General features: G+C 59.3%; 21 protein-coding genes and 1 pseudogene. 1 reads left to right on the top strand and 21 read right to left on the bottom strand.

Annotation, left to right across the window (positions count from 1 at the left end; all coding sequences use genetic code 11):
- Positions 1-189 precede the first annotated feature (189 nt).
- The 18 genes and pseudogenes from tyrS to HMPREF3101_RS08845 form a co-directional block, all read right to left on the bottom strand.
- Positions 190-1,467: a tyrosine--tRNA ligase gene (gene tyrS, locus HMPREF3101_RS08925; RefSeq protein WP_070464534.1), complete on the bottom strand. Its 1,278-nt coding sequence runs from the start codon at positions 1,465-1,467 to the stop codon at positions 190-192.
- A 20-nt stretch (positions 1,468-1,487) separates the two neighbouring features.
- Positions 1,488-1,670, bottom strand: coding sequence for a Trm112 family protein (locus tag HMPREF3101_RS08920; protein WP_070464532.1), 183 nt, complete (start codon positions 1,668-1,670; stop codon positions 1,488-1,490).
- Entirely contained in the window at positions 1,667-2,290 is a 624-nt protein-coding gene (locus HMPREF3101_RS08915; protein ID WP_070464530.1) for a hypothetical protein, read from the bottom strand. The genes HMPREF3101_RS08920 and HMPREF3101_RS08915 overlap by 4 nt, the downstream gene beginning before the upstream one ends.
- Positions 2,277-3,866: a VWA domain-containing protein gene (locus tag HMPREF3101_RS08910; RefSeq protein ID WP_070464527.1), complete on the bottom strand. Its 1,590-nt coding sequence runs from the start codon at positions 3,864-3,866 to the stop codon at positions 2,277-2,279. The genes HMPREF3101_RS08915 and HMPREF3101_RS08910 overlap by 14 nt, the downstream gene beginning before the upstream one ends.
- A complete protein-coding gene (locus HMPREF3101_RS08905; RefSeq protein ID WP_070464522.1) occupies positions 3,866-5,086 on the bottom strand; it encodes a hypothetical protein in 1,221 nt (406 codons plus the stop codon). Before HMPREF3101_RS08905 ends, HMPREF3101_RS08910 begins: the two co-directional genes overlap by 1 nt.
- Before the next feature lie 36 nt (positions 5,087-5,122).
- On the bottom strand, positions 5,123-6,559 hold the full coding sequence (gene argH / locus HMPREF3101_RS08900) for an argininosuccinate lyase (RefSeq protein ID WP_070464519.1): 1,437 nt from the start codon (positions 6,557-6,559) through the stop codon (positions 5,123-5,125).
- Between the two features lie 9 nt (positions 6,560-6,568).
- Complete coding sequence (locus HMPREF3101_RS08895) at positions 6,569-7,780, bottom strand: argininosuccinate synthase (RefSeq protein ID WP_070464517.1); 1,212 nt, start codon at positions 7,778-7,780, stop codon at positions 6,569-6,571.
- A 64-nt stretch (positions 7,781-7,844) separates the two neighbouring features.
- The gene (locus tag HMPREF3101_RS08890) at positions 7,845-8,345 is read right to left on the bottom strand and encodes an arginine repressor (RefSeq protein WP_070464513.1); all 501 of its coding nucleotides are present in this window, start codon (positions 8,343-8,345) and stop codon (positions 7,845-7,847) included.
- Positions 8,342-9,283: an ornithine carbamoyltransferase gene (gene argF, locus HMPREF3101_RS08885; RefSeq protein ID WP_246816710.1), complete on the bottom strand. Its 942-nt coding sequence runs from the start codon at positions 9,281-9,283 to the stop codon at positions 8,342-8,344. The genes HMPREF3101_RS08890 and argF overlap by 4 nt, the downstream gene beginning before the upstream one ends.
- Before the next feature lie 4 nt (positions 9,284-9,287).
- The gene (locus HMPREF3101_RS08880) at positions 9,288-10,502 is read right to left on the bottom strand and encodes an acetylornithine transaminase (protein WP_070464512.1); all 1,215 of its coding nucleotides are present in this window, start codon (positions 10,500-10,502) and stop codon (positions 9,288-9,290) included.
- Entirely contained in the window at positions 10,503-11,426 is a 924-nt protein-coding gene (argB, locus tag HMPREF3101_RS12445) for an acetylglutamate kinase (RefSeq protein ID WP_246816711.1), read from the bottom strand. It lies immediately after the preceding gene.
- Positions 11,427-11,462: 36 nt separating this feature from the next.
- Positions 11,463-12,620 (bottom strand): annotated as a pseudogene (gene argJ / locus HMPREF3101_RS08875) (bifunctional glutamate N-acetyltransferase/amino-acid acetyltransferase ArgJ); the annotation flags it as partial.
- Positions 12,621-12,654: 34 nt separating this feature from the next.
- Complete coding sequence (gene argC, locus HMPREF3101_RS08870; RefSeq protein ID WP_070464510.1) at positions 12,655-13,698, bottom strand: N-acetyl-gamma-glutamyl-phosphate reductase; 1,044 nt, start codon at positions 13,696-13,698, stop codon at positions 12,655-12,657.
- Positions 13,699-13,750: 52 nt separating this feature from the next.
- Positions 13,751-16,267, bottom strand: coding sequence for a phenylalanine--tRNA ligase subunit beta (gene pheT / locus HMPREF3101_RS08865; protein WP_070464509.1), 2,517 nt, complete (start codon positions 16,265-16,267; stop codon positions 13,751-13,753).
- Positions 16,268-16,300: 33 nt separating this feature from the next.
- Positions 16,301-17,350: a phenylalanine--tRNA ligase subunit alpha gene (gene pheS / locus HMPREF3101_RS08860; RefSeq protein ID WP_070464507.1), complete on the bottom strand. Its 1,050-nt coding sequence runs from the start codon at positions 17,348-17,350 to the stop codon at positions 16,301-16,303.
- Positions 17,351-17,525: 175 nt separating this feature from the next.
- Positions 17,526-17,879 carry a cupin domain-containing protein gene (locus HMPREF3101_RS08855; RefSeq protein WP_070464505.1) on the bottom strand — a complete coding sequence of 118 codons (354 nt, stop codon included), beginning with the start codon at positions 17,877-17,879 and terminating at the stop codon, positions 17,526-17,528.
- 18 nt (positions 17,880-17,897) lie between these two features.
- Positions 17,898-18,713, bottom strand: coding sequence for a class I SAM-dependent methyltransferase (locus HMPREF3101_RS08850; RefSeq protein ID WP_070464503.1), 816 nt, complete (start codon positions 18,711-18,713; stop codon positions 17,898-17,900).
- Positions 18,714-18,772: 59 nt separating this feature from the next.
- Positions 18,773-19,585 carry a TrmH family RNA methyltransferase gene (locus tag HMPREF3101_RS08845; RefSeq protein ID WP_070464501.1) on the bottom strand — a complete coding sequence of 271 codons (813 nt, stop codon included), beginning with the start codon at positions 19,583-19,585 and terminating at the stop codon, positions 18,773-18,775.
- A gap of 78 nt (positions 19,586-19,663) precedes the next feature.
- Between HMPREF3101_RS08845 and HMPREF3101_RS08840 the strand changes: the two genes are divergently transcribed.
- Complete coding sequence (locus tag HMPREF3101_RS08840; RefSeq protein ID WP_070464499.1) at positions 19,664-20,632, top strand: hypothetical protein; 969 nt, start codon at positions 19,664-19,666, stop codon at positions 20,630-20,632.
- Between the two features lie 211 nt (positions 20,633-20,843).
- Here HMPREF3101_RS08840 and rplT read toward each other — a convergent pair whose 3' ends face one another.
- From rplT to infC, 3 genes are read right to left on the bottom strand one after another with little or no spacing between them, the layout of a single operon-like run.
- Positions 20,844-21,230: a 50S ribosomal protein L20 gene (gene rplT, locus HMPREF3101_RS08835; RefSeq protein WP_052204456.1), complete on the bottom strand. Its 387-nt coding sequence runs from the start codon at positions 21,228-21,230 to the stop codon at positions 20,844-20,846.
- A 51-nt stretch (positions 21,231-21,281) separates the two neighbouring features.
- Positions 21,282-21,476 (bottom strand): 50S ribosomal protein L35, encoded by a 195-nt coding sequence (gene rpmI, locus HMPREF3101_RS08830; RefSeq protein ID WP_052204458.1) that lies wholly within the window; start codon positions 21,474-21,476, stop codon positions 21,282-21,284.
- Positions 21,477-21,504: 28 nt separating this feature from the next.
- On the bottom strand, positions 21,505-22,068 hold the full coding sequence (gene infC / locus HMPREF3101_RS08825; protein WP_083278946.1) for a translation initiation factor IF-3: 564 nt from the start codon (positions 22,066-22,068) through the stop codon (positions 21,505-21,507).
- Between the last annotated feature and the right edge of the window lie 92 nt (positions 22,069-22,160).

Genomic DNA, 22,160 nt, shown 5'->3' with positions numbered 1-22,160 from the left:
ACTATCGAGTTCTCAAACAACACACGCACACCCCACCAGATTCAAGCTTGAACCCGGTAAAAGCGGCTTTTACGACATTACATGTCGGTTCGAATCATGTCAAATCGTTGATTTTCTTTGATTCACTTGCTGCCGTAACAGCGTGGCTAAACCATAGCCACGCCGTTTAACAAAATGCAAACTCCGCAGCTAGACGCGCTTTGCGCCGGCAAAATTCTTCTTGCCGCGACGCAGCACCAACCACGCTCCGTGGAGGAAGTCGGCTTCGGTCGGCTCCCACTCCTCGCTTTCAATGCGCTGGTTGTTTACGTATACGCCGCCCTCCTTAATGGAACGGCGTGCAGCACCCTTGGAATCCGCGAGGCCTGCGCCTACCAACAAATCAACAATGTTGGTGGATGCGCCCGACCCGATTTCATGCACTGTGGTTTCGCTGACCGCAGCAGCCAAGGTGCGCTCATCAAGGTCCGAAAGCTCGGCCTTGCCAAACAGCGCCTCAGCGGCAAGTTCAGCACCCTTGCGAGCGTCTTCGCCATGAACCAAGTCTGTCATCTCCTTCGCAAGGCGCCGCTGCGCCTCACGCTTGAAGGGACGCTCCGCAACCTCAACCTCAAGACGATCCAACTCTTCCTTGTCCAGGAATGTGAACCAGCGCAGGTAGCGGATCACGTCCGCATCGGCGGTGTTCAAGAAGTACTGGTACCAGGTGTATGGGCTGGTCATCTCCGGATCCAACCACAGCGAACCGCCACCGGTGGACTTGCCAAACTTCTTGCCTTCAGAGTCAGTCACCAGCGGCACGGTCAGCGCGTGGACGGAGACGCCGTCCATACGGCGGTTCAGGTCAACACCCGCAACGAGGTTGCCCCACTGGTCGCCGCCACCTACCTGCAGCACACAGTCGTAGTTGCGACGCAGCTGCACGTAGTCGTTAGCCTGCAGCAACATGTAGGAAAACTCGGTGTAGGAAATGCCATCAGACTCCAAACGGCGCTTCACAGTGTCACGGCTCAGCATGGTGGAAAGCGAGAAGTGCTTGCCAATGTCACGCAGGAACTCAATCACGCTGAGATCTTTGATCCAGTCGTTGTTATTGACCAGCAGGGCCGCGTTATCGCCGTCAAAAGAGACAAAGCGTGAAAGCTGGCCGGAGATACGATCCGCCCAGTCGCGCACCGTGTCCTCCGAGTTTAGGGTGCGCTCGCCTACATCACGTGGGTCACCAATCATGCCCGTCGCGCCACCAGCGAGTACCAACGGACGGTGGCCCGCCATCTGGAAACGACGCAGCATCAACAGCGGCACAAGGTGGCCAGCGTGCAGCGACGGGCCAGTCGGGTCAAACCCGCAGTACAGCGTGATCGGCGTATTCGTAGCCTCCCGAAGGGCTTCAAGGTCTGTGGACTGATTTACCAGGCCACGCCACTCAAGTTCATCAACGATGTTGGTGTTTACAGAAGAAGTCATCAAAACATCTCACGCTTTCGTTATTGCGAGGTGGTTGGGTGGGTTTGCGCTTCGTCGATAAGCAAAACTGGAATGCCCTGCTCAATGCGATAGGCAACGCCAAGGCGCTCATTGATCAGCAACTGTTCTTCCTCGCTATAGATCAATGGCCCTTTATCTTGGGGGCAAACAAGAATCTCAAGCAGTTCTGGATCAAGGCTCATGAGCGTCGATCGTACCCCTCAGCTTCTTCGAAACCGTCGTTGAGTCCTGGCAGCGCGCCAAGTTCAGTGCGTAAGAACTGGGCCTGCGAGTCCATGGCGCGCAGATTGTGGTCAAGAATGCCGGTTTTAATTCTGTCTACGGCGTCAGCGAGCGTGGCCAACGAATCCGCCATAATTGCCGCTGCCCTACTGTCGCTGTGTTGCGGACCATCGAGGAACGTCGCGGTGATCTCCGGGTAATACACCTTGACCACATTCCACATGGTCTGCCGATGCTGCGGCGTGGAATCCAAGTGGTCCCACTCAGACAAGACAAAACGAACGTTGCTCTCCAGCTCTTTAGCTTTCGCCACTACGACAGCTGGCGGCTTCGCGCGAAACAGCTTCGAAGAAGTCTCGTGCAACACCCCACCAAGCAATTGCGGCGTGGGGGTCATAGCCGTGGTAAGTGCTTGCTGCCGCGGCGCCGGAGTCAGCACGGCACCCGCCCCGTACGCCGCTATGGCTGCTATTGGCCAGAACACGCCAAATCCGATGAGCAAGTGCAGCGCAACAACCACAATGGCCAGCAGCAGGCCAACCTGGTTCTTGCGTGAACGGAAGTATTTACTGGAACCCACGAATCTCCTTAAATGCAGACTCCAAATCACCGTTGAGTGCGTCAAACACTTCGCCGCCGGTCAACGTGGCAAGCTCCGTCATCTCAGCTTTGTTCGCATCCCCGTAGAGAATCACAAACACCGGAATCGAGTGCTTCTCCGGCGACATCTGCGCATAGATCTCTCTAAACTCCTGGAACGACTCGCCGTAGGTAGCTTCACCGTCACTGAGCAAGACTATGGATGGAATACCTGTCGAAGTGTCCGCCGCCTCCAAAGCACGGATCAACGTTCGGTAGATCGCCGTCCCACCATGCGCAACCAAACCATCAACATACGCGCCAAGTGCTGCGGCGACAGCCGGGTCTTCACGGTCATACGTAACCGTGATTGGCTCATTCGGGTCGAAGCTAAATGACCACAGAGTGACGTCCTCGCGGTCCCGGAGTGAGACGTCGCCGGTGAGGGTGGACGCTGAGCCGTCGATAAGCGAATGCATAATCGCTTTCAACGAGTCAAGGCGCGTGCCTTCCATGGATCCGGAAACATCCAGCACAAACGTGGTAGTACCAGGCTGGCGGTACTGGTTGTTGTAGGCGTAGAGCAGTTCGTCTACCACTGATTGGTTTGCCGGGAACGGCAGCTCAATGACCTGCTGGTTTTGCAACTGCTCTGGCAGGTTGTCCACCTGGATCACCGGGCGGCGGTACGACTGTGCAATATCTTCTTGGTGCTCAAGCACCCAATCTGCCAACGCGCGGACCCGCCCGGCGGCCTGCGGATTCGAGGGCTGTGCGAGCGTGGATAGCGGGTAGTCGGCGGAGATCACGCCATCTTTCGGCACAACCACCTGGATCGGCTGGCCCTGATGCTGCATCTGCAGCAGCGTCGACTCGTAGTTCACAATCGCATCGGCACGCTCTGGGTCATGAACAAACGCCTCCGCCAGCCACCCGGAGGAGCCAGAGACCAGTGACTGAGCCTGGAACAACGCCTTGAGTGTCGGGCTGACCAGCTCCAGATCCCCGGGGCTAATTGCCTGACCGGTGTCTGCAACCGCCGTCGCTACCGACACCAGCGCCGAGAATCCCGAGTTGGACGACGAGGGTGTAGTCATGCCGAAGGTGAAATCACCTTGCTCGGCGGCCTGGGCAAACTCCGCCCAGGTGGGCTGCTGCTTATCCCAGCCCAAGCGCGCAGCCGCTTCGTCCCAGACGCCAAAGGCCACTGGGCTGGTTGCGGTTTTCGTCTCGTCCGCAAGCTTGTTGGACGCCCCAATCAGGTTGACGTAGCGGTTGGTGGCGAACCAGGTTGCGTCCACGTTGCCGTCGAAATCTCCGCGCTTCAGTGCCTGGGAGTTGTCCAGAGTGCCACCTGGGAAGAGCAGCTCAATACTGAACCCCAGGTCCTTAGCCGCCTGTTGGACAAGCCCCTCCAAGTCTTTCAACTCTGTGGCGGCAACAATAGTCAGGTCCGCGGAGCCAGGGCTCTGTTTGGGGTCGGAATCAACCCCGCCAGTTTCTCCTGAGTCGGTGCCACAAGCAGCAAGCGCTAGGGCACTGAGAAAAGTGACAAATGCTAGCCAGAAGCGTTTCATTACTCTTCCTCCCCGTTTTTAGGCGGGGGCGCTATTTTGCCGTAGCGGGTACCCACACCGTCGATGAGCTGTTCTAGGCGGTCGTAATTCGGTGGATCGATGGAGTTGACGTAGTCGCGCGGTGGTTCAAAGCCTTGGCTTTCCAACTCTTGGGCAAGCGAGCCGGAGGTTGCGGGCCGGAAACCGTGACGTGCTGCAAGTTGCTGCAGCTGCGGGTCGTTGGTCAGCAGCTTTCCAAGTTCTTTACCTCCCGCGCTAACGCCTACAATGCCGTGGTTTGCAAGCACGGTTGGGTGCAACTGGAGCAGCACCATGTCATCCCGAATGCGCGAGTTCGGGCTCATCTGCTCGCCCAGATACTGTGCTTCGTAGACCATCACCATCGGCGCCGCCCCAATCCCTTGCGCCAGGTATTCCGCGAATGGGCCCGAAGAGGATGACTCTGAGTAGCCCTGGCCTGTGAAAAACGGTGAGATCGACTCCACTAGGTAATTCACGTCATCACCACGCGCAGGGTCGCGCTGTTGGAACTCATAGTTCAGGATTGCCAGGTACATCGCTGCCGAGTTGGATGTGCGGATGTCTGTTGAGCGGATCTGGACAGTTCTTGGCGACGCAAACGTATCCCCAAAATCACGCCACCTCGCACCCGAGCTTGCAAGGTCCACAAACTTGGCCATGTCTAATACGTAGTTGTCACCGTCTTTGGTAACCACCCCCTCCCCTTCTAGGATCTCGGTGATCGGCTGCCAGCTGGCCACCGCCATGGGAGAGAAGAAGGGGAAGTCCACCGAGTAACCAGAGCCCTGCTCGCGAACCTTTTGCGCCGCTGGTGCCGAAGAAGGGAAAACGAAGTCCTGAGCTTCGATGTCGATGCCTGTGGCGATCTCGCGGGAGCCGGCCGTGCTGAACGACACTTGGTACCCCAGCTCTTCAAGTCTTGCCACCACATCCGGGTCTTCGAAATATCCGCGCTTTTCGGAGCCGATCACCCCGCGAAGCTGGGTTAGACCCGGCTTTTGGGCGACCTGACTCGCCCCATCCGCTGAGCTGCCAACGCCGCCAATGCCGCCAGCGCCGCTAGCTCCTCCGATCCCAGGAATAACCCCGCGACCCAAGGCGATCGCAGCTGCGACTACCCCTAATAAAACAACACCAAGCAGGATGGACAATCCGCGTCCACCGCGCTTGGTGTCTGTATTACTACTCGGCACGTTCATACGCTCATAGTAAAACGTATTTCGTGACTTCGCTCACTAACTGGGGCGCACTGGAGTCTCCGCCCACGTTCGGAACACAGCATTGGCCTCAGCCACACGCTCACGCTGCTCTTCAACGCGTACCTTTGCGGTACCGCCGCGCGTGGCGCGGGAAGCTACAGCGCCCTGCACCGTCAGCACGTCCCGAACCTCAGGAGTCAGGCGAGCATCAACGCTTGCTAGTTCCTCATCAGTCAGGTCCACAAGGTCTACGCCTCGGCTTTCCGCGATACGCACGCATGCACCAGAAGCCTCGTGGGCCTCGCGGAAAGGCACGCCCTGGCGCACCATCCACTCAGCCAGGTCGGTTGCAAGTGTGTAGCCGGCAGGTGCCAGCTCCAGCATGCGATCCTCATGGAATACCAACGTAGAGACAAGCCCGGTAAACGCCGGCAGCACAATGCTAAGCTGCGACACCGAATCCACCAGGGGTTCCTTGTCTTCTTGCAGGTCTCGGTTGTACGCCAGGGGCTGGGCCTTGAGGGTTGCCAGCAAGCCTGCGAGATTGCCGATCAGTCTGCCGGACTTACCACGGGCAAGCTCTGCCACATCTGGGTTCTTCTTCTGCGGCATGATGGAAGATCCGGTGGACCAAGCGTCGTGAAGCGTGATGTAGCCAAACTCTGGTGTGGACCACGCAATGATCTCTTCAGCAAAGCGAGACAGATCCACCGCAATCTGCGCCAGCACGTAGGCGGTTTCTGCAGCAAAGTCACGCGAAGCCGTGCCGTCAAGCGAGTTGTCTGCAGAGGAATTAAAACCGAGCTCCTCTGCAATCGCCTCCGGGTCCAGCTGCAGCGAGGAACCCGCCAGCGCACCGGAACCATACGGAGATACCGCAAGACGCTTGTCCAAATCCTGGATACGCTCCAGGTCACGCAGCAGCGGCTGCGCGTGAGCAAGCAGGGAGTGTGCGAGCAGAATCGGCTGCGCCGCCTGGAAGTGGGTCTTACCCGGCATGATCGCATCGGGATGAGCCTTCGCCTGGGCGACAATAGCGTCGATCAAGTCCGCAACATCCTGGGCAACGCCACGCACTGCATCTCGCAGCCACATGCGAAACATCGCAGCAACCTGGTCGTTGCGGGAGCGGCCCGCGCGAAGACGGCCGCCCACCTCGGGTCCGACGCGGTCAATCAATCCGCGCTCCATGGCACCGTGCACGTCTTCGTCCGTAGGCAGCGGCCCAAAGGAACCATCCGCAACGTCCTTGCCTAGCTGGTCAAGGCCAGCCAGCATGGTTTCCAAGTCAGCGCCGCTCAACAGTCCTGCCCGGTTGAGCACCTTCGCGTGTGCCTTGGAGGCAAGCACGTCATAAGGTGCGAGTACCCAGTCGAAATGGGTGGACACGGACAGCGCGAACATTGCCTCGGAAGGGCCGCCGGAGAAGCGACCACCCCACAGCGCGCCTTCGTTAGTGCGGTGCTGCTCCATCGATATCCCCTACTTCTGCGAGGCGTTAGCCTCGCGGTCACGCTTGTTGGCAATCTGAGACGACAGGCCGTGCAGGCGCACGAAGCCCTTAGCCAGAGTCTGGTCGAAGGTGTCACCCGTGTCGTAGGTTGCCAGGTTGAAGTCGTACAGGGAGTGGTTGGAACGACGGCCGTTGACCGTCGCGGTACCTGCATGCAGCACCATGCGGATATCGCCGGTGACGTGCTCCTGGGTGGAGTCAATGAAGGCATCGAGCGAGCGCTTCAGCGGGCCGAACCACAAGCCGTCGTACACCTCTTCCGCCCAACGAGCGTCGATCAGTCGCTTGTAACGGGCCAACTCGCGCTCCACCGTGACGTCTTCAAGCGCCTTGTGTGCGGTGATCAGCGCAACCGCACCCGGGGCCTCGTAGACTTCGCGAGACTTAATACCCACCAGGCGGTCTTCCACCATGTCCAAGCGGCCGATGCCTTGCGCACCTGCGCGACGGTTCAGCTCTTCAATAGCCTCAAGCACCGTAACCTGGCGTCCATCAATGGCCACCGGCTTACCGGATTCGAAGGAGATGATGACCTCATCCGGGGCATTACCCAGCGATGGGTCCTCGGTGTAGGAGTACAGGTCCTTGGTCGGTGGGTTCCACAGGTCCTCCAGGAAGCCGGTCTCAACCGCACGTCCCCACACGTTCTGGTCAATGGAGAACGGGGAAGCTGCAGACTGCTCAATCGGCAGATCCTTACCTTCGGCGTATTCAATGGCCTTGTCGCGGGTCCACGCGTAGTCACGAGCCGGTGCGATGATCTCCAGGTCCGGATCCTGGTTGAGGAAACCAACCTCAAAACGCACCTGGTCGTTGCCCTTGCCGGTGCAGCCGTGAGCTACGTGGGTGCCGCCGAACTGGTGGCCAGCCTCAACGAGGTGCTTGACAATCAGCGGGCGGGAAATTGCAGAAACCAGTGGGTATTCACCCTGGTACATGCCGTTGGCCTTAATCGTGGGCAGGCAGTACTCCTCGGCGAACTCATCCTTGGCGTCCACCACGATGGACTCCACGGCACCGCAGTCCAGCGCACGCTGGCGCACGGACTCCATGTCTTCACCGCCCTGGCCCAGGTCCAAAGAAACGGCAATCACTTCACCACCAGTCATCTCAGCGAGGTACGGGATGGCTACGGAGGTGTCCAGTCCGCCGGAGTACGCGAGGACAACGCGGTTGGTCATAGAAGATCTCTCCTTGAAGAAAAACTACGGAAAAAGGTTATGCGAAACGTTAGGTTACCTGTGGTTAGCTCTCGGCTTTGCGCGGGGCACCACTGAAAAGCTGCTCTGCTAAATCCTGGCCCGAGAGGGGTTCGCGGGCAAGTACGAAAATGGTGTCGTCGCCCGCAATGCTACCCACTACTTGGTTTAAGCCCACCCGGTCGATATAGGTGGCCAGGTACTGTGCAGCCCCCGGGGGAGTTCGCAGCACGGCAGTGGAGTGCGAGTAGTCCACCGACACCACCAGCTCTTCAACCATCCGGTTGAGTTTGTCGCGTGGCCCGGTCTGCCCGGCGTCGATGGCGCCGGTGTCAGTTCCGACGATATAGAACGCGCGGCCGCCGTCGAGCGGGCGAACCTTACGCGCCCCCAACTCATCCAGGTCGCGCGAGAGGGTGGCCTGGGTGATGTCGATGCCTTCTGCAAGCAACAGTTGGGACAGCTGCACCTGCGATGTCACGCGGGTGTTTGCCAGAATTTCCAGGATGCGGGATTGACGCGCGGTGCGCGATACGGGTTGTGTCATGACTGGTGCTCCAGAAGCCAAGTTAGGAGGGCCTTTTGTGCGTGTAGACGGTTCTCCGCCTCGTCGAATACGCGCGAGGCTGGGCCGTCGATAACCTCAGCAGTGACCTCACTGCCGCGATACGCCGGCAGGCAGTGCAGGAAGATCGCATCCTTGCCTGCACGCGCCATCACCTCGGACGTGACCTGGTAAGGCATAAACGGAGTGCGGCGATCCTTGCCGTCTTCCTCCATACCCATAGACACCCAGGTGTCGGTGATGACAACATCAGCGCCCTCGACCGCATCCAGCGAGCTGGTCACGGTAACGGTTGCGCCGGTTTCTTCTGCGCGTTTACGTGCACGGGTCACAAACTCTTCGCGCGGCAAAAAGGTTTCGGGTCCGATGATGGCAATGTCCACCCCGGCGTTGGCAAAACCAATCATGTAGCTGTTTGCCATGTTGTTATCGCCATCCCCAAGGTAGACAGCCTTCTTGCCACGCAGGCCGGCTGGTCCTTCCTCCGGGCAGAGGTTTTCAACCATGGTTTGCAGGTCCGCCAGAATCTGGCACGGATGCAGGTCATCCGAAAGTGCATTCACAATGGGTACGGTGGCGGTTTGCGCCATGGACAGCAGATTGTCGTGGGCGTAGGTGCGCCACACGATCGCGGAAACGTAGCGACTGAGCACAGCCGCGGTGTCCTGGTAGCTCTCCCCTTTGCCCATCTGCGAGTTGCCGGTCTCGGTCACAATCGCGTGGCCGCCCAGCTGCGCAATGCCCGTGTCGAAGGAGAAACGGGTGCGCGTACTGGTCTTATCAAACAGCACCGCAACGGACTGCGGCCCTTCCAGTGGGCGGTGTTTGTAAGGCTCACGCTTCATTTCCGCGGCTAGGGCAAGTACTTCGGCTTGCTCGGCAGGTGACAGATCGTCGTCTGCCAGAAAGTGTCGTGGCACCTTGTTACTCCTTTTCCATTGCTTCGCGCAGCGCAGCTGCAAAGCGCGTTGCTGCTTCGTCCAATTCTTCATCCGTGATCACCAGTGGTGGGGTGAACCGGATCACATCGTTTGCCGGCGCGTTGACAATGAGGCCATTTTTCAGCGCCAGAGCATACGTTTGCTTCGCGACGCCACGCTCAAGCACCGCACCCACCATCAGCCCACGCCCGCGCACGGCCTTCACACCGTCGATTCCGCGCAGACGCTCGGCAAAGGCATCGCCCTTGCGCGCCACCTCTGCAAGAAAGTCCTTGTCAATGACGTCAAGCACGGCGTTCGCCGCTGCACACGCAACCGGGTTGCCGCCAAACGTCGTACCGTGAGATCCCGGGGTAAACGTCTTGGCAACCTCACCGGTAGCAATCACAGCTCCCAACGGCAGTCCGCCGCCGATGCCCTTTGCCATAGTCACCACGTCAGGACGCACACCCGGGGCAAGGTCGTGTTCGAAGGCAAAGAAGGTTCCGGTTCGGCCCACGCCAGCTTGGACTTCGTCGCAGACGAGGAGGATGCCGTGAGCGTCGCAAAGCTTCCGAAGCTCCCCCAAGAACCCCTCTGGCGCGGGGATGACCCCGGTTTCGCCCTGGATGGGTTCAAGGAAGATCGCGGCTACATCGTCCGGGTTGATGGCGACGAGTTTACGCACGTAATCAATGTCGCCATAAGGGTAAAACTCCACCCCTGGCGCGACCGGCTCAAACGGCGCGCGCTTGGCAGGTTGGCCGGTCAACGCCAGCGAACCCATCGTGCGGCCGTGGAAACCATGCTGCGCAGCCAAGATGCGACGCTTGCCAGTCAAGCGAGCAAGCTTGAATGCCGCCTCGTTGGCTTCCGCACCAGAATTGCAGAAGAACACGCGCGCGCTGTCATCGCCGAAGCGGCGCACCAACTCCCCTGCTGCATCCACAGCGGGCTGGGACGCGAACAAGTTCGACACATGCGCCAAGGTCTGGATTTGGGAGGACACAGCCTCAACAATCTTCGGATGCCCGTAACCAAGCGCGTTGACCGCAATGCCGGCGAGCATGTCCAAGTATTCATTGCCTCTGTCATCCGTGACAAAGACTCCACGGCCAGAAACTAACGCTACCGGCGGAGTGCCGTAGTTGTTCATCAGCCCGGCGTTCCACCCACTGAGCATTGCGCTGGGCTCTTGTGCCGTTTCGGCTTGTGTCATCTACGCGTCATCCTTTCTAAACACGGTGCCCTCCGGGTAATGCGCCGCATCGTATGCATCCGGAAGCACCATTGTGCCAATGCCGCCCATGGTCAACAGCTCCAGCAACACCGAATGTGCAATGCGGCCATCAATCACGTGCGCAGCCTTTACCCCACCACGCACCGCGGTCAGGCATGCCTCCATCTTCGGGATCATCCCGGAGTCCAGCGTGGGCATCATCTTTTCCAGCTCACCCACCGTGATCTTGCTCAGCAGCGAGTCCTTATCAGGCCAATCGGTGTAGAGGCCCTCGACATTGGTCAGCACAACGAGGCGCTCCGCGCCGATGGCTGCCGCGAGTGCGCCAGCGGCTTCGTCGGCGTTGATGTTGTAGACGTCTCCGCTGACACCCGGCGCAATACCGGACACCACCGGGATGCGGCCAGCCTCGATGATGTCCATCACGGCCTCCGGGTTTACATCCGTGATCGTGCCCACCAAGCCAATGTCGTGCTGCTGGCCGTTAACCTCGACGTAGCGCTTCTCGGCGGTAAACAGTCCGGCGTCTTCACCGGAGGTGCCCACGGCGTACGGTCCATGCGAGTTGATCTTGCCAAGAAGGTCACGCCCCACCTGGCCGAAGAGCACCATGCGCACTACGTCCAGGATCTCTGGCGTGGTTACGCGGAAGCCGCCAACGAATTCGCCGCCTTCCAGGTTCAGGCGCTTCATCATCGCGGAGATCTGTGGGCCACCGCCGTGTACAACGACAGGCTTGGCACCGACGGTGCGCAAAAATACCATGTCAGCCGCGAACGCTGCCTTTAAGTCTTCATCAATCATGGCGTTGCCGCCGTACTTCACCACCACGATCTTGTCGCGGTAGTACTGCAGCCACGGCAGCGCCTCGGCGAGCACGTGTGCCCGCGCCTCATTATTCAAGTGAGCACCTAATGGATCTAACACGTAACCTCCCTGGCTGCTGTAAGCGGAATTGATTTCAACGTAAGCGTGGGAGAGGTCGGTGGTGCGTACCGTCGCAACACCTGGGCCCCCTGTGCCCAGATCAACCTCAACCGCAATGTCCATGCCACTGAGATCCACATCGCGAGCCCCCGGCGCACCGGTTGACGCGATACACACTGGCTGGCCATTAAAGCTCACGCTGATGTTGTCCGGGTCCATCTCTGCATCGGCCATGCCGACGGCTGCCAAGGTACGACCCCAGTTCGGATCAGAGCCGAACATCGCGCACTTAAACAGGTTGTCACGCCCAATGGTGCGAGCGGCGTTCAGCGCCTGCTCATTGTTTGCGGTGCCGTGCACGGTGATGCTGACGCGCTTGGTCACACCCTCAGCATCGCCCTGCATCTGGTCAGCGAGAGACTGGCACACATCCAAGATCGCCGAATCCACCTCATCTTGGCTCGGGGTGATGCCGCTTGCGCCGTTGGCCATGACAATGACGGTGTCATTGGTGGAGGTAGAGCCATCAATATCCAAGGTGTTAAAGGTGACCTCGGAAGCCTTCTCCAGAGCTTCTTGCAGGGCTTCATTGCTTATCGACGCATCCGTGACCACCAACACCAGCATCGTCGCAAGCGACGGGGCCATCATGCCGACGCCCTTCCCCATCGCGCCAACAGACCAACCATCACGCTGCACAAATGCCTGCTTACTCGTGGTATCCGTGGTCATAATCGCCTCTGCGGCGGCCTCGCCGTGATCCCCCAGAGAGGCTGTCAACGCGTCTACACCTTTGCGGATTTTGTCCATCGGCAGCAGCTCACCGATCAAACCCGTCGAGCACACCGCCACGTCATCGCCGGAGATGTTCAGCTGCTCTGCAGCGCGCATCTGGGCTTCGCGTGCATCTGCATCGCCCTGGGCGCCATTGCAGGCATTTGCATTTCCGGAGTTAAACAGCACCGCCTTGAGCTGGCCGTTGCTGGTGGCCTCGCGGCTAACCTTCACCGGCGAGGCCTTCACGCGGTTGCGCGTAAATACTGCAGCAGCGTTGAACTCCGGGCCCTGGTTAACCACGAGCGCCATGTCCGAGTTGCCGGAGGGTTTAATGCCCGCCGTCGTCGCGGCGGCGACGAAGCCCTTCGGGGTGGTGACGGTTCCTTGTGTCATTGTTTTTCGTTCCTTATGTCTTTTGTTGCCGTATTTAGGGCGCTAAGCCCTGCTGTGGAAGGCCAGCAGTTTCTTCCCAGCCCAGCGCCAGGTTCATACACTGCACAGCGGCACCCGCGGTTCCCTTGGTCAAGTTGTCAATTGCAGAGGTAATCACCAGCACTTCGGCGTCTTCATCTACCTCTACCTGCACGTGGCACATGTTGGAGCCGACCACGTGCTGTGTCTGTGGTTGAGCGCCCTCGGGTAAGACCCAGACAAAAGGCTCGTCTGCGTAGAACGCCTCGAAGGCCTCGCGCGCCTGCTTTTGTGTCACACCTGGTGTCAGCGGTGCCGTCACCGTTGTAAGGATGCCGCGCGGCAGCGGCGCGAGCACCGGCGTGAAGCTGACGTTGACCGCGTGGCCTGCGGCTTCTGCAAGGTTCTGCGCCATCTCCGGGGTGTGGCGGTGCCTGCCTGCGGTGTTATAGGCTTTCAGCGAGCCCATCGTTTCTGCACCCAGCATGCCCACCGAGGCCTTCTTGCCCGCACCAGAAACACCCGTGATGCTGACAACACGCACGTCAGGTGCGCACAGCCCAGCTTGAAGCGCTGGGTATGCAGCAAGCGTTGCGCCGGTTGGGAAACACCCCGGGACCGCGATGCGGGTGGCTCCGCGTAGATTCTCGCGGTGCCCCGGCATTTCCGGAATACCGTACGGCCAGTGACCAGCATGTTCCGTGCCGTAAAAACGCTGCCATGCGGCTGCGTCTTTCAGGCGGAAGTCCGCAGCACAGTCAATAACCACGGTGCTCTTCGGCAGGTTCGCACCGATCTGCGCGGAGTGCCCGTGTGGCAGGCCAAGGAAGACCACATCGTGACCCGCCAGCGTTTCAACGTCGGTGCGATCGATCACGCGCTGCGCCAGCTCGGGCAGGTGCGGCATCACTTCACCAACCGATGCTCCTGCATTTGAGTTTCCGGTCAGCGCGCCAATTCGCAGCTCGCCCGAAAGGTAGGCGGGGTGACGCAAAAGCAGGCGGAGAATTTCCCCGCCTGCATACCCGGTTGCACCGGCAACGGCTACAGAGAGTGTCATGCACCGCAGTGTAGCACTGTATTCCACAAATTATGCGATCGGATGTAAATTATTAGACGCCGCGCATTGTGGCACCAAAGCGCTCCTGGGCCGCCTTCGCAGCCTGCAAGCGCGCCTCGGATGCCTCGTCCTCCGTCAGCGTACGATCACCAGCACGGAACACCAGACCAAACGCCAGGGACTTCTTGTTCTCGCCCAGTTGGTCGGAAACGTAGACGTCGAAAAGCGTGACGCGCTCCAGCAGCTCACCTGCGGCCTCTTCGACCACCTGGCGTCCCGCCTCTGCCGGCACATCGGCATCCACAACCAGCGCGATATCCTGGTTTACCGCCGGGAATGCGGAAAGCACCGGCGCCGGAAGCTCGTAATCAAACGGCAATGCCGAAAGATCCAGCTCCATTGCCACGGTGCGCTCAGGTAGCTCTAGCGACTCCAACACCTGCGGGTGCAGCTCACCCGCATAGCCCACAATCTCACCGCCAGCCTTCAACGCCGCACAACGACCCGGGTGCCACGGCAAGTGCTGTGCCTGCTCAACCTCAAGTGCCACACCCGCAGCGGAAGCCACAGTTTGCGCAGCCTGCAGGGCATCGGCCCAGGTAAACGCCCTGCCCTGACCCAACGGACCATCGAGCTCTTGCTTGCCGACGGCCACCGTTGCCACATGCAACCGCTGCTCCGGAAGCGAATCAATCAGCTCTGCAATCGTCGCCTCGTCCGGACGCTGCTCAACGCTTGGCATCGGTGATGCATCCGCGCGTTTGACGGCAGTCTGCGCTACGGAGTACAGCGCGAGATCATGCCGACCACGGGCAACGTTGCGGCCAACCGCTTCAAGCATTGCTGGCAGCAGCGTAGTTGCCAGCACGGCGTAGTCCGCATCCAGCGGGTTTTGCACCTTCACCACGTTGCGTCGCGGGTCGTCCGCTTCCAGGCCCCACGTGTCTAACACGGTGTTGGACATAAACGGCGTAGGAATAATCTCCGCGTACCCTGAGTACGCCAACGCATGCGTAACCGCACGACGACGGCGCTGCTGCGGGCTCAGCCCACGGCCACCAGTCGGCGTGGGCAGCACGGACGGAATTGCGTCCAAGCCCTCCAAACGCACGATCTCCTCAACCAGCTCCACCGGCACGGTCAGGTCACCGCGCCACGTCGGCGGCGTGACCTGAAGGGTCTCCTCATCGCCTGCGATCCGGCAGCCAACTTCCTTCAGACGCTTCACTACGGTGTCGCGCGAGTAGTCCACACCAATCAACTCGGACGGGCGGCTCACGCGCATCTCGATCGCCTCACGTGCCGGAACCTCGCCGACTAGGGTGCGGCTTGCAGTTACTTGGCCGCCAGCACACTGCACCAGCAACGCACACGCAATGTCTAGGCTTGCTTCGACGATGGCCGGATCCACGCCGCGCTCGAAACGTCGAGAAGCCTCGGAGCTCAACTTGTGATGACGCGCAGTCTTCGCCACCGTCAGCTCGTCCCAGGTTGCGGCCTCGAAGTAGACGTTGGTGGTGTCATCCGAAATCTCGGAGGTGGTGCCACCCATCACGCCCGCCAGCGACTGAATGCCGTTATCATCGCTGATCACCACGTCCGTTGCGCGCAGCGTGCGTTTGGTGTGGTCTAGAGTCTCAAACTCCTGCCCCTCGGTCGCGTTGTGTACGCGCAGGCCGCCAGCAATCTTGTCGGCGTCAAACGCATGCATCGGCTGGCCAGTCAGCAGCATGACGTAGTTGGTCACGTCCGTCGCCGCGTTCACCGAGCGGATGCCGGAAAGCATCAGCTCACGCTGCATCCAAAACGGTGCCTGGGCCTTCGGGTCAATACCTTCAACCTTGCGCAGGCCGAAACGCTTCGCCTTCGTATCGGGCTCCAGCGTGATCGGGATCAGCTCCCCTTCCGGCGCAGGTACTACAGAGACATCAATGCCAGCTACCGCAGGATCCTTGGCTACATCGCCGTACTTCAGATCAAAAGCCGAAGCGATCTCGCGCGTCAATCCGCGAGCAGACAACGCGTAACCGCGATCCGGAGTGACATTGACATCAAAGACGGTGTCGGTGGAATTGAGGAAGGCGCGTGCGTCATCGCCAAGCTGGAAGCCCTCAGGCGGACTATCCAGCGCAATGATGCCCTCGCTCTTTGCCGTGAGACCAAGCTCCGCCGCCGAAGCCATCATGCCGTTAGAAATGTGGTCATAGGTCTTGCGCGCAGCGATTGCAAAACCACCCGGCAGCACCGCACCCGGCAGCGACACAATAACTACGTCGCCCTCCTTGAAGTTGCGAGCACCACAGATAATGCCCTGCAGCTCACCAGTGCCATTAGCCTGACCCACATCCACCTGGCAGTAACGGATCGGCTTCTTAAACCCAGTAAGCTCTTCAATCTGCGCGACACGGCCCAACACCAGCGGCCCAGTTACCTCCGGCAGTGGCTCATAGCCCTCGGTTTCAAAACCGACGCGCACAAAACCGGCATCCAGCTCCTCATCCGTGGGGTTGAAACCCTCATTGCCCGCGTTTGCAAGCAGGCGGGTGATCCAATTTTTGGAAATCAGCATTTGTTGTCTCTCTCCTTGTGCCTGCTACGCCTGTTATGCCTGTACGCCGAACGGGATGGTGAAACGCACGTCACCCTCAACCATGTCGCGCATATCCGTCAGACCATTGCGGAACTGGAGCGTGCGCTCCAAGCCCATGCCAAACGCAAAGCCCGTGTACTCCTCCGGATCCACACCCACAGCACGCAAGACGTTCGGGTTGACCATGCCGCAGCCACCCCACTCGATCCAGCCAGCGCCGCCCTTCTTATTCGGGAACCACACATCCACCTCAGCGGAAGGCTCCGTGAACGGGAAGTAATTGGTGCGCATACGTGTCTTGGTCTCCGGACCAAACAAGGTCTTTGCCAGGTGATCCAGCGTGCCCTTCAGGTGCGCCATGGTCAGGCCCTTATCCACCGCCAAGCCCTCAACCTGGTGGAAAACCGGCGTGTGGGTGGCATCCAGCTCATCCGTACGGAACACGCGACCCGGGCACGCGATGTAAATCGGCACATCGCGCTCAAGCATCGTGCGCACCTGCACCGGAGACGTGTGCGTACGCATGACCTGCTTGGAGCCCTCCTCACCGATATAGAAAGTGTCCTGCAGCGTACGTGCCGGGTGATCCGGAATGAAGTTCAACGCGTCGAAGTTGAAGTACTCCGCTTCAACCTCAGGGCCTTCAGCAACTTCCCAGCCCATGCCGATAAAGATATCTGCGATCTGCTCGCTGAGTGTGGTGATCGGGTGCATCGCGCCAGCCTGAGAACGTGCGGTAGGCAGCGTGACGTCCACAGTCTCTTCGCGCAGCTGCTGCTCGCGATACTCAGCCTCACGCAGCTGGTGGAGCTGGGAGTACACCTTCTCAGCGCGGCCGCGTGCCATGTTCACAAACCGGCCGGCGTCCTTACGCTGGTCCTTCGGAATAGAACCCAGCGACTTCCGCGCCTGCATAATTGTCGACTGCTCGCCCAAGTGCTCACGCTTAGCCTCTTCAAGCGCCGCCAGGTCCGCGGCCTTTTCGAACGCCGCGATAGCCTCATCCGCAGCCCGATTCAGGTTCTCCTCGGTCAGTTCAATTTCGGGTTTGTCAATGCTCACTGCACACCCGCACCTTTCCACTTCGGCGGCATCACAAAACGTTCACAAGCATACCCGCGGGCATTCGGCTGGCTCCTAGGAGGATAAGTTGTGCACCACATCTATACGGTGCGGACTCTGGGCGCACGCCGAATCTCGTGCTGCTTGTGGTCATGAGCGTGACAACTACCCCTTTTTACACCGCCGTAGGACGGTTCAACATATACAGCACCATTTTCGCCGGGGTCAGTGCTTTAACAGCGTGCGGTAGGCGCGTGGTGAAATGCACCAAACCGCCAGGACGCAGTATCACCGTTTTACCATCGGCCGTAATTTCCAGTTCACCCTCTAGAGCCTGCACAATCACTGGCATCGCAGCGGTGTGTTCTGAAAGTTCCTCCCCTTGATCAAACGAGAACAGCACCACGTTGACCCCCTCCGCACGCAGGATCGTGGTCGATGTGGTCGAGTTTGGGGAGTACTCAACATGCTCCGCCATATTTTCTATGTAACCAAGCATGGTTTCTGGCACGTGGTCGTGTCCGCTCATGAATCCAATTCCCTTCTTCTACACGCTGACATCGGGTTTTCGAGCGATGATAGCGATGCCGGTGAGATTGTCTCGATATTCATTAAAGGTTCTACGCATCTCCAGTACACGGTGACGCAAATCCCTATCCCGCGCTACGTTACGCAAAATCCGCAAAACTCCGCCAAAACCTTCATCTGCAAGATTTCGGCGCATAGACAGGAGGGCCATCGGCTCAGTTCCAACCCATTCAATGTCAAAACCCGCCTCCTCCAACAACCCACACCATTCTCGGCGCGTAAGTGGGCGAGCATTCACGCGGATCGTTTTGGCTAGGCGCTTGCGCAACTGATCAGCGAGTTCCGCATCAATTGTGTCGGGGGTAAGTCCCAGCTCATGGATTGCATACAAACCACCTGGCTCCAGCAAACGGAACGCCTCAGCAATAATTGCGCGCTTGCCTTTCTCACCTTGCATTGTCAGCATCGCCTCACCAACCACCACCTGGGCAGAATCGCTTTCAAGCCCGGTGGATTCGGCACTAGCATTGACCACTGTGCCACGCGATCCCACCACGGACTGCACACGTGTCACTGCATCCACATCTTGGTCTACACCGACATAGGACGCGATGTCTCGTTCAAGCATGATGGCGGCAGTTCGCCCCAACCCAGGCGCGAATTCCACCACCCTTTTGTCCTGCAGTTCTGCTGCATCCAACAAACGATTCGTCAGCTTCAAACCACCAGGCCGCAAAACGCGCTTCCCAGCTCGAGCGAGCACCCAATGGCCTGCCGCAACGTTGGTCGATCTGTCGCTCTGCGGTAGTGGCGGTTGACTTCCATTCGTTCCCATGAGGCCAACCCTACAGCAGACACTTAGGTTTGCCTACCCTTACGTCTATGCGATAGTGATCACTTCTCGCGCAACGCCTTTGCTGACTCCCACAAGCAAATGGACGCCGCCGTCGAAAGATTCAAAGACTCAGCGGACCCCGCAATGGGAATGGTGACAGTGTCGTCAGCGGCAGCCAGGACGTCTTCCGGCAGTCCATGCGCCTCGTTGCCAAACAGCCACGCGGTGGGCGTATTCAGAGCCTCGCCGGGTTCTGCGAGATTGAGGGCGCCGATGGGGGTTGTCGCCAGCGTCGATAAGCCTGAAGCCCTAAGCTGACCGAGAACTCGGCGAATGTCGCGATCGCGGGCAACGGGGACATGAAAGAGCGAGCCAGCGGTGGAACGCACCACCTTCGGCGACTCCGGGTCAACCGTGTCACCAGCAAAAATCACCGCATCCGCACCAAGCGCATCCACCAGCCGAATGATCGTGCCCGCATTGCCCGGGTCATTGGTCTCCACACACACCGCAACCAGGCGGGGTTTACCTTTGAGAATTTGCGGCACCGACCACAACACCGGCCTACACACCGCGAAAATCCCTGTGTTGGTCACAGCGTCGGCGAGATGGTCCGCGGCCTTGTCGTTGATCGCGTGCGTATACACGTCCAAGTAACCAGCCGTCGTGACAATCTCAGCGAAACGCTCGGCTGCCGACAGGGTGACAAACAAGTCCGTGGCAGCACCCGTCGCTACCGCCGCCTCCACAGCATTCTCCCCCTCCACCAAAAACCTCTTGGCCTTCTTCCGGCCGACGGCACGCTTCAACTTCGCGGCGTTGACCACCCGCGGAGTGCGTTCAGTAAATGGCTGATCAAAGTCGAGGGACATGGCAGTTAACAATACTGCGTTGGGGCTGAGCGCGGTCCATCTGGGAACCGCAGGCGGGTCCGCGCAGTCTAAAGATGCATGAACGTTTTTAACGGCATGACGCTGAACCCGCCGCCAAAGCTCTATCACGCCTCCAAGTCACTATCTGAAAGCGAGTACTTACATGCGAATGACCACTATTTGATCCATACCAGCGACGCGGTGCCTCCTGCGGTAGCGAGCCTGGCTCAACGGCATCATCCCAGGCAGGTTTACTATCAAGTGCCTGGTCTGCACCGGGCACTTGCCCATCTACTTGCTAACCCATCTTTGAGTGCAACAGGGTTCGCAGCCCTGGCGCTTTACGGGATGAGATACCTCACCGACTATGCCGACACATTCTTAACTGGTCCCACAATTGCGAAGAAGACTTCTGGTAGCAGCCTGACACCAGCGCTGTTCCGCAGTGAACCGAAGGAAATATGGCAGCTCAACTACGTCGGCCTTACCTTGCAGGCAGCCCCACCCGCGGTGGCATTGTGTCAAGCGCTGACGCAGGTCCGTTCCGGGGAAGTCCGCTGGCCCATCGTCAAGGTGTCTGGACTATCTGAAGAATTCGTTCGAGCTGTCCAGCTTGTAGACGCCGCACGCCACTTCATCAACGTCGACCCCGTTGATCTCTTACGCGCGAGCAGGCAGCGCATCAGCCTGCCATGGCTGGTGGATGTGCTTATGGCCTCATCCCCACTCGCAGAATCCCCGAAAGAAACCGAAATGCGACTTCTCGCACTCGAGGTTGCCCGCAGCTTTCAGCTAGAACTTCGAGAGCAGCTTCTGCTTACCGACGCCCACGGCAAGCCAATCACCCGCTTCGACCTGGCCCTTCCCCAACTCAAGATTGGCCTCATGTACGACGGCGCACATCACTGGGAACACGAACGCCGTCATAAAGACACCGCCATCAACCTAGAGTCCGCGGTCATGGGATGGCAGGTGTTGAGATTTTCGGCTGCAACGCTCTGGGGTCTCGTGGACAAGCTCACGCAGATTGTCGCGCAAAGGGTGTAGGCGCTGTGGGCGACTGAAAACAAATGCGAAATCTTTCAGCGTCCTGCGGTTTCTTAGTCACATCCGTAACAAATCAAAATGTTTGCAATGAGGCTGGTGTGGCTGATGTGAATACGCAGGTCAGGGGGTTGCGCGAGATCGTGCGGGCCCAAAACGCGAAAGACGCGCCGGCCAGAGAATGGCGGACGGCGCGTCGTTAAGCGGAAGGCTCTTAGGCAGCCTCGACCGGAGCGTTAACGTCCTCCGGGAGGGCGTTCTTTGCAACCTCGCAAAGGGCGGAGAATGCAGCGAAGTCATTGACTGCAAGCTCGGCGAGGATCTTGCGGTCCACCTCGACCTCGGCCAGCTTCAGGCCGTGGATGAGACGGTTGTAGGTGATGTCGTTCATACGAGCTGCAGCGTTGATGCGCTGGATCCACAGCTTGCGGAACTCGCTCTTGCGCTTGCGGCGGTCGCGGTATGCGTAGGTCTGGGAGTGCAGCCACTGCTCCTTGGCCTTGCGGTACAGGCGGGAACGCTGGCCACGGTAGCCCTTCGCGGACTTCAGAATCGCGCGGCGCTTCTTCTTGGCATTGACTGAACGCTTAACACGTGCCATGAGTCATACTTCCTTGTCTTAATTCGTGGGGTAGATGGAAACAGGCAGTGCTTAGGACATGCCGAGGAGGCGCTTCATGCGCTTAACGTCAGCCGGTGCAACGTCCGTGGTGCCGGACAGCTTGCGGCGACGCTTCGAGGACAGCTTCTCGTTGAGGTGGCGCTTACCAGCCTGCTCACGGCGCAGCTTGCCTTTGCCATTAACCTTGATGCGCTTTGCGGTGCCCTTGTGGGTCTTCTGCTTCATGGTAAAAGCCCTTCAGATTGTGATCGTGCTACTTCTTGCCCTTGCGAGCCGGCCCGAAGACCATGGTCATGTTGCGGCCGTCCTGCTTGGGGCGGGACTCCACCACGCCAAGTTCTCCGATGTCGTCGGCGAGACGCTCAAGGAGGCGGTACCCCAGCTCCGGACGCGACTGTTCACGGCCGCGGAACATGATGGTCACCTTGACCTTGTTGCCCTTCTCCAGGAAGCGCTCAACGTTGGCCTTTTTGGTCTGGTAGTCGTGCTCATCGATCTTGGGACGGAACTTCTGTTCCTTGACCACGGTCTGCTGCTGGTTCTTGCGGGCCTCGCGGGCCTTCTGATCCTGCTCGTACTTGAATTTGCCGTAATCCATGATCTTGCACACGGGCGGCTTGGCGTTCGGTGCCACCTCAACCAGGTCGAGGTCAGCTTCGTAAGCCAACTTGCGGGCATCATCCGTGCGGACGATGCCTACCTGCTCGCCGGACGGGCCGACGAGACGAACCTCGGGGACCCGGATCCGTTCATTAATACGAGCTTCAGCGCTGATGAGAACACTCCTTATTAAAAGGTTTAACGTTGTCGCTACCACTGCTACAGGTGGTGTGTTCCCACAAAAAATCCCCGCTCGTGCTTGTGCACGGCGGGAGTTCTCCTCATCGGACACATCGCCTGCTGGCAATC

This window comes from Corynebacterium sp. HMSC29G08 (genome assembly GCF_001806875.1).
In the GTDB taxonomy this organism is placed as follows: domain Bacteria; phylum Actinomycetota; class Actinomycetes; order Mycobacteriales; family Mycobacteriaceae; genus Corynebacterium.
Note: the sequence above shows the minus strand (reverse complement) of the source record. Positions and strands in the feature narration are given on the sequence as shown.

Coding starts and splice junctions, on each gene's coding strand:
- HMPREF3101_RS08880 (WP_070464512.1), bottom strand. CDS start 10,502: ATGACACAAGCCGAAACGGCACAAGAGCCCAGCGCAATGCTCAGTGGG.
- HMPREF3101_RS08920 (WP_070464532.1), bottom strand. CDS start 1,670: ATGAGCCTTGATCCAGAACTGCTTGAGATTCTTGTTTGCCCCCAAGAT.
- HMPREF3101_RS08890 (WP_070464513.1), bottom strand. CDS start 8,345: ATGACACAACCCGTATCGCGCACCGCGCGTCAATCCCGCATCCTGGAA.
- HMPREF3101_RS08895 (WP_070464517.1), bottom strand. CDS start 7,780: ATGACCAACCGCGTTGTCCTCGCGTACTCCGGCGGACTGGACACCTCC.
- rplT (WP_052204456.1), bottom strand. CDS start 21,230: ATGGCACGTGTTAAGCGTTCAGTCAATGCCAAGAAGAAGCGCCGCGCG.
- HMPREF3101_RS08840 (WP_070464499.1), top strand. CDS start 19,664: ATGAACGTTTTTAACGGCATGACGCTGAACCCGCCGCCAAAGCTCTAT.
- HMPREF3101_RS08855 (WP_070464505.1), bottom strand. CDS start 17,879: ATGAGCGGACACGACCACGTGCCAGAAACCATGCTTGGTTACATAGAA.
- argH (WP_070464519.1), bottom strand. CDS start 6,559: ATGGAGCAGCACCGCACTAACGAAGGCGCGCTGTGGGGTGGTCGCTTC.
- tyrS (WP_070464534.1), bottom strand. CDS start 1,467: ATGACTTCTTCTGTAAACACCAACATCGTTGATGAACTTGAGTGGCGT.
- HMPREF3101_RS08850 (WP_070464503.1), bottom strand. CDS start 18,713: ATGGGAACGAATGGAAGTCAACCGCCACTACCGCAGAGCGACAGATCG.
- argC (WP_070464510.1), bottom strand. CDS start 13,698: ATGACACTCTCTGTAGCCGTTGCCGGTGCAACCGGGTATGCAGGCGGG.
- HMPREF3101_RS08905 (WP_070464522.1), bottom strand. CDS start 5,086: ATGAACGTGCCGAGTAGTAATACAGACACCAAGCGCGGTGGACGCGGA.
- pheT (WP_070464509.1), bottom strand. CDS start 16,267: ATGCTGATTTCCAAAAATTGGATCACCCGCCTGCTTGCAAACGCGGGC.
- HMPREF3101_RS08845 (WP_070464501.1), bottom strand. CDS start 19,585: ATGTCCCTCGACTTTGATCAGCCATTTACTGAACGCACTCCGCGGGTG.
- HMPREF3101_RS08910 (WP_070464527.1), bottom strand. CDS start 3,866: ATGAAACGCTTCTGGCTAGCATTTGTCACTTTTCTCAGTGCCCTAGCG.
- rpmI (WP_052204458.1), bottom strand. CDS start 21,476: ATGAAGCAGAAGACCCACAAGGGCACCGCAAAGCGCATCAAGGTTAAT.